The sequence below is a fragment of the Dietzia sp. DQ11-38-2 genome, from assembly GCF_014145055.1.
GTDB lineage: Bacteria > Actinomycetota > Actinomycetes > Mycobacteriales > Mycobacteriaceae > Dietzia.
On sequence record NZ_JAALDW010000206.1, the window covers coordinates 1 to 6,511 of the forward strand.

Sequence of the window (6,511 nt, forward strand, 5' to 3'; positions counted from 1 at the left end):
CAGCCGGTCCTCGGCCACCGCCGGGATCGGGTCGAATCGGCTCGGTCCCGCGACGGAACCGGCCGCGACGTGCCAGAGCATCGGCTCGTCGAGCACGATCCTCACACCGGCGCCCAGGCGTGCAGCCAGCCGGGTGACGCGCGCCGCCACCCCTTCGGCTAGTGCCTCGGCGAGATCCCTCCGGGCCCCGCGATCGGTGAGGACCGGGGACCCGGCGGGCAGTTCCACCCGCGCGGCGAGCGACCAGGGGCCCAGCACCCGCACCACGAGGCGACGGTCCTCCGAGGCGCGGTCGACCTCGGGATCCCTCACCGATTCGTCGGCCTCCTCCAGCGCGTCGACGTCACGGTCGAGCAGGTCGGAGGCCGTCCGGGCGGGTCGCCCCGGTGAGCCCGCGAGGCGCCAGCCCCGGGTGGAGATGTCGACCGGGAGATCGGCGAGCATGGCCAGGGTCCTGCCCACCTGATCGGCTCCGAGCCCCCGGTCGGCGAGTTCCGGGAGGAACGGCATCCGGTGGCATTCACCGAGCACCACCCTCGCGGCCTCCCGGGGATCCGTTCCCCGCATGGGGCCCGGGCCGGTGAATCCCGGCACGATGGTGGTCACGGAGTGGTCGCGACCGGGACGGAGGCGGTGATCGTGCCGCTTCCCAGAACGCGGTCGCCGTCCGGCTCGGGTCGGTAGAGCACGGCGGCCTGGCCGGCGGCGACCCCGCGCACGGGCTCGTCGAGCGAGATCTCCAACCGGGCGTCCGGACCGTCCCCCACCCGTCTGACGTATCCCGGAGTAGCCTCTCCGTGCGCACGGATCTGCACGTGGCACGCGGTCTCCCGGATACTCTCGTCCACCAACCAGTACGGCGAGGACGCGGTCATCGCCCGGGACAGCAGGTGCTCCGACCCCCCGACGGTCACCGTCCCGGAATCCGCGTCGATGGACGTCACGTATCTGGGTCGGCCGTCGGGCGCCGGCCCCGGCAACCCGAGTCCCTTGCGCTGCCCGATCGTGAACCCGTACACACCGTCGTGCCTGCCCAGTTCGTCGCCACTGTCGGCGTCGACCACCGCGCCGGGACGCAGCCCGATCCTCGCGCCGAGGAAGGCACGGGTGTCACCGGAGGGGATGAAGCAGATGTCGTGACTGTCGGGCTTGGACGCCACGGGCAGGCCGGACGACTCGGCCTCGGCCCGGACCTCGGACTTGAAGGAGTCCCCCAGCGGGAACATCGAGTGCGCGAGTTGTCGAGGGGTCAGCACACCGAGGACATAGGACTGGTCCTTGCCGGGATCGACCGCGCGGCGCAGGACCGGGCGCGACTCGCCCGAGTCCGTCTCCTCGACGGACAGGCGGGCATAGTGTCCGGTGGCCACCGCGTCGAACCCGAGGGCCATCCCCCGGTCGAGGAGCGCCTCGAATTTGATCCGCTCGTTGCACCGCAGGCACGGATTGGGGGTCTCGCCGCGGGAGTACGACTCGACGAAGTCGTCGATCACGTCCGCCCTGAACCGCTCCGCGAAGTCCCACACGTAGAACGGGATGCCCAGCAGATCGGCCACCCGGCGTGCGTCACCCGCGTCCTCACGCGAACAGCAGCCGCGGGAACCGGTCCGCAGCGTCGCCGGGTCCGCACTCAGGGCGAGGTGCACACCCACCACCTCGTGACCGGCGGCCACGGCTCGTGCGGCGGCGACGGCGGAATCGACTCCCCCGCTCATGGCGGCGAGGACCCTCACGACGTCGTCACCCCGGTGCCGATCAACCCGAGGCCCGCGACGCGGGCCCTCTCGGCCGCAGGGGCCAGGGCGGCGATCGCCGCGTCCACGTCCTCCTCGGTCGTGGTGTGGCCGAGACTCAGTCGGAGACTGCTCCTCGCGGCCGCGTCCCCCGCGCCCAGGGCGAGCAACACGTGGCTGGGCTCGGCCACCCCCGCCGTACACGCCGAGCCGGTGGAGCACTCGATCCCCGCGGCATCGAGCAGCAGGATCAGGGATTCCCCGGAGCAGCCCGGGAAGGTGAGATTGGCGATCCCCGGCAGCCTCTGCCCACCTCCGTTGGCCACGGCGTCCGGGACCGTGGCGAGGACGCCCGCGACCAACCGGTCCCGCAGGCGTTCCAGGCGGATCGCCTCGGCCTCCATGTCCCGGACGGCCTCGTCGAGGGCAGCGGCCATCGCGACGACCCCCGGGACGTCCACCGACCCGGACCTGAGATCCCGCTCCTGGCCTCCGCCGAAGCCCACCGGGAGACACGCGGCGCCGCGGTCGATGATGAGCGCTCCGACCCCGAGGGGGCCACCGAACTTGTGGGCGGACAGACTCAGAGACGTCACACCGAGGGAGCCGAAGTCGACCGGGATGTGTCCGACGGCCTGTACCGCATCGGTGTGGACCGCCGCGCCGGCGGCGGTGGCGACGGCCGCCACCCCGGCGACGTCGCTGAGGGTGCCGATCTCGTTGTTGCCGAGCATGACGGCGACGAGGGCCAGGCGCTCCCCCACCTCGTCCAGCACACCGCGGACCGAGTCGGGCGCGACGGCCCCGCACCGATCCACCGGCAGCACACGGACGTCCATACCCCCGCCGCGTGAGGTGGCCAGGTGCGCGGCGGAGTCGAGAACCGAGTGGTGTTCGGTCGCCCCGACGGCCACGACGTCGCCGCTCGAGGCGGCAGCCTGACCCAGTACCGCGAGGTTGTCGGACTCGGTCCCCCCGGAGGTGAACACGACCTCGGAGGGCCTGCAGCCGAGGTGGGCGGCCAGTGATTCGCGGGCCTCCTCGAGCCGACGCCGCGCATGTCGGCCGGCTCCGTGCAGAGAGGAGGCGTTACCGACGCTCGCGGCGGCCTCGACATAGGCGGCCAGAGCCGACTGACGCATCGGGGTGGTCGCGGCGTGGTCGAGATAGTGCGCTGTGCGGATCGTGAGCATGACGTCGGCAAGAATACGCCCGAACGCACCGGACCCCGGCACCGCAGGGGTGCCGGGGTCCGGTGGATGCCGTTCGACGCCGTGACGCCGCCCTCACTTACGGGCGTTGATGGCCTCGGTGAGCTGCGGGGCGACAGCGAACAGGTCGCCGACGATGCCGTAGTCCGCGATCTCGAAGATCGGGGCCTCCTCGTCCTTGTTGACGGCGACGATCGTCTTGGACGTCTGCATTCCGGCACGGTGCTGGATGGCGCCCGAGATGCCGAGGGCGATGTACAGCTGCGGCGAGACGGTCTTACCCGTCTGACCGACCTGGAACTGACCCGGGTAGTACCCCGAGTCGACGGCGGCACGCGACGCACCGACCGCGCCCTTGAGCGAGTCCGCCAACGGCTCCACGACCTCTTCGAACTTCTCGGCCGACCCCACGCCACGGCCACCCGCGACGACGACGGTGGCCTCGGTGAGTTCCGGACGGTCGCCGCCGACGATCGGGTTGCGGGAGATCACCCTGGCGGCGTTCTCGGGCTCGGGGACGTCGATCTCGACGACCTCACCCGCACCGGCGCTGGGCACGGCCTCGACGGCACCCGGACGCAGGGTGTAGATGGGCGTGTCGCCGGCGACGGTCGCCTCGACCGTGAACGCGCCGCCGAAGATCGAGTGGACGGCGGAGCCGTCGGACTTGATCTCGACGACGTCGCAGAGGGTGCCGGAGCCGGTGCGGGCGGCGAGCCGACCCGCCACCTCCTTGCCCTCGAACGTGGCGGCCAGGACGATCGCCGCCGCGCCCTGCTCCGCGAGCCCGGCGAGGACGTCGACCTTCGGGGTGACGAGGTAGTTCTGCACCGCGTCGCCCTCGGCCACGTAGATCTTCTCCGCGCCGGCCTCCTTCAGGGCGTCGGTGAGCGCCGCGGCGGTGCCGGTCTCACCGAACACGACGGCGGACGGCTCGCCGAGCGCACGTGCGGCGGTGAGCAGCTCGAGGGTGACCTTCTTGAGTTCGCCGTCGACGTGCTCGACCGCGACGAGGACTTCAGCCATGGTGGATTCTCCTTGGAAAACTGTGGTGGGAGTCGTTCGGGGTGAGCGCGATCAGATGAGCTTCTGCGCCACGAGGTACTTGGCGACCTCGTTGCCGCCCTCGCCCTCGTCGTTGAACTTCTCACCGGCGCTGCGCGGCGGCTTGGGGACGGAGGAGATCACGGTGGACGCGGCGTTGTCCTTGCCCACCTGGCCGGGCTCGACGTTGGTGTCGGCGAGCGTCAGGACCTCGACCGGCTTCTTCTTGGCGGCCATGATGCCCTTGAAGGAGGGGAACCGCGGCTCGTTGATCTTCTCGCCGACCGACACGACGCACGGCAGCGACGCCTCGATCTCGAAGACGCCCTCGTCGGTCTCGCGCTCGCCCTTGATCGTCCCGCCGGAGACCTCGAGGGTGCGCATGTGCGTGACCTGCGGCAGGCCCAGGTACTCGGCGATGATGGCCGGGACACTGCCCATGCGGCCGTCGGTGGCCTCGTTGCCACAGATGACCAGTTCGGTGCCCTCGATGGTGCCCAGCACGTTGGCGATGGCCCACGCGGTCTGGACCACGTCCGAGCCGTGGAGCGCCTCGTCGTTGAGGTGGACGGCCTTGTCCGCGCCCATCGACAGGGCCTTGCGGATCGCCTCGGTGGCGCGGTCGGGACCGGCGGTCAGGACGGTCACCTCGCCCCCCTCGGCCTCCTTGATCTGGAGTGCCTGCTCAACGGCCTTCTCGTTGATCTCGTCGAGGACCGCGTCCGCGGCCTCGCGGTCCAGGGTGAAGTCCCCATCCGAGAGCTTGCGCTCCGAGTAGGTGTCCGGAACCTGCTTGATCAGTACGACGATGTTCGTCATGGGCCTGCGTCGACCTCCTGCGAGTCGGGGCTGGGTGCGTTCCGAACTGACCGGGCGCACCGGATTGTGGTCCTGGGGACAACAATAACGCCACCCGGGCCCTCACCGCAGGAGCGGGGCCGTCAGTAGCGCAGGGGCGGGCGTCTCAGTTGATGCGCGTATCCCACCCCGCCCACGCCGCGTCGCGCAGTTCGTTCTTGCGGACCTTGCCGGTGGAGGTCCGTGGCAGGGCCTCGGTGATCTCCACCGCCCCCGGCACCTTGTACCGGGCGATCCTCGTCCGGCAGTGGTCGATCACACCGTCCTCGTCGAGTCCGGACCCGGGCCTGACCACGACGTAGGCCTTGGGGCGCTCTCCCCACTTCTCGTCGGGCATCGAGACGACGGCGCAGTCGACCACGTCGGGGTGCGCCACGATCGCCTGCTCGACCTCGATCGTCGAGATGTTCTCGCCTCCGGAGACCACCACGTCCTTGGCCCGGTCGAGCAGCTGGACGTACCCGTCCGGGTGCATCACCCCGAGATCGCCCGAGTGGAACCACCCGCCGGCGAACGCGGCGGCGGTGGCCTCGGGGTCGGCGAAGTACCCCTTCATCACCCCGTTGCCGGTCATGACGACCTCCCCCATCGTCACACCGTCCGCGGGGACGTCCACGAGGTGCTTCTCCCCGGGGCTGGTCCGCTCGACCACCCGGACAGTCTCGGCGTGGATCATCGCCACGCCCTGCCTGGACTTCAGGCTGGCCCGCTCGTCCGGGTCCAGCTCCGTCCACCCGGGCTGGGGCGTGCACACCGTGAACGGCCCGTAGGTCTCCGTCAGCCCGTAGACCTGCGTCACGTCGATGCCCAGGTCCTCGAACCGTCGCAGGATCGTGGGCGAGGGCGGCGCACCGGCCGTGACCATGCGGATCCCCTCCACCGGCCGGGCCGCCGGATCGTCGGCGATCGTGCTCAACACCGCCGGGGCGCCGGCGAGGCGGTTGATCCCCTCCTCGTCGAACAGTCTCCAGATCTCCTCGCCCCGGACGGCGCGCAGGCACACATGGGTGCCCATCGCGCCGGTCAGGGCCCACGTGGTGCACCAGCCGTTGCAGTGGAACATCGGGAGCGTCCACAGATAGCGGGAGTCCGCGTCGAGCCCCTGGGTGATGATCTCTCCGAGCGCGTTGAGGTAGGCGCCACGGTGGGTGTACATCACGCCCTTCGGGCGTCCCGTGGTCCCCGAGGTGTAGTTGACGGCGATGACGGAGTCCTCGTCCTCCACCGTCCACGACACCGGCTGCGGGGAGGCCAGCGCGAGGCTCTCCTCCAGTGCCTCGGCGCGGGGGCCGAAGCGGGCGGGGTCCGGTTGGGTGCCGTCGGCGTCGGGGGTCACCAGGATCAGGCTGATCGACTCCGGTATCTCGTTCCCCAGCCCGTCCAGGAGTCCGGCGTCGGCGATGAGCACCGAGATCCCCGCGTGCTCGACGATGTAGGAGACCTCCGGCGGCGCGAGACGGGTGTTGAGCGCCACGACCGCTCCGCCGGCGAGCGGGACCGCGAACTGCGCCAGGAGCGCCTCGGCGGAGTTGGGGGCGAGGACCCCGACGCGCTCTCCCCTGGCGACCCCGCGCATCCGCAGTAGGGAGGCCAGGCGTGTGGCCCGGTCGGCGAACTCGGCGTAGCTCTGCCGGCGGGGCCCGTCCACCACAGCGGCCGCGTCAG

5 protein-coding genes and 1 pseudogene are annotated in these 6,511 nt (G+C 71.2%); all 6 read right to left on the reverse strand.

Annotated elements, in window-relative coordinates; all coding sequences use genetic code 11:
* Positions 1–606 (reverse strand): annotated as a pseudogene (locus tag G6026_RS07595) (cobalamin-independent methionine synthase); the annotation flags it as partial.
* Positions 603–1,733, reverse strand: coding sequence for a tRNA 2-thiouridine(34) synthase MnmA (mnmA, locus tag G6026_RS07600; RefSeq protein ID WP_182612818.1), 1,131 nt, complete (start codon positions 1,731–1,733; stop codon positions 603–605). The gene mnmA and the pseudogene G6026_RS07595, both read right to left, overlap by 4 nt.
* Entirely contained in the window at positions 1,730–2,926 is a 1,197-nt protein-coding gene (locus tag G6026_RS07605) for a cysteine desulfurase family protein (RefSeq protein WP_182612819.1), read from the reverse strand. The genes mnmA and G6026_RS07605 overlap by 4 nt, the downstream gene beginning before the upstream one ends.
* A 93-nt stretch (positions 2,927–3,019) precedes the next feature.
* Complete coding sequence (locus G6026_RS07610; protein WP_107756704.1) at positions 3,020–3,970, reverse strand: electron transfer flavoprotein subunit alpha/FixB family protein; 951 nt, start codon at positions 3,968–3,970, stop codon at positions 3,020–3,022.
* 51 nt (positions 3,971–4,021) lie between these two features.
* Entirely contained in the window at positions 4,022–4,807 is a 786-nt protein-coding gene (locus G6026_RS07615) for an electron transfer flavoprotein subunit beta/FixA family protein (protein ID WP_156607192.1), read from the reverse strand.
* A 145-nt stretch (positions 4,808–4,952) separates the two neighbouring features.
* The coding region (locus tag G6026_RS07620; RefSeq protein WP_182612820.1) for an AMP-binding protein at positions 4,953–6,511 on the reverse strand (1,559 nt) is incomplete at its 5' end.

Bases quoted from the DNA above. Each gene is read 5' to 3' on its own strand.
- G6026_RS07605 (WP_182612819.1), bottom strand. From the start codon at position 2,926: ATGCTCACGATCCGCACAGCGCACTATCTCGACCACGCCGCGACCACC.
- G6026_RS07610 (WP_107756704.1), bottom strand. From the start codon at position 3,970: ATGGCTGAAGTCCTCGTCGCGGTCGAGCACGTCGACGGCGAACTCAAG.
- G6026_RS07615 (WP_156607192.1), bottom strand. From the start codon at position 4,807: ATGACGAACATCGTCGTACTGATCAAGCAGGTTCCGGACACCTACTCG.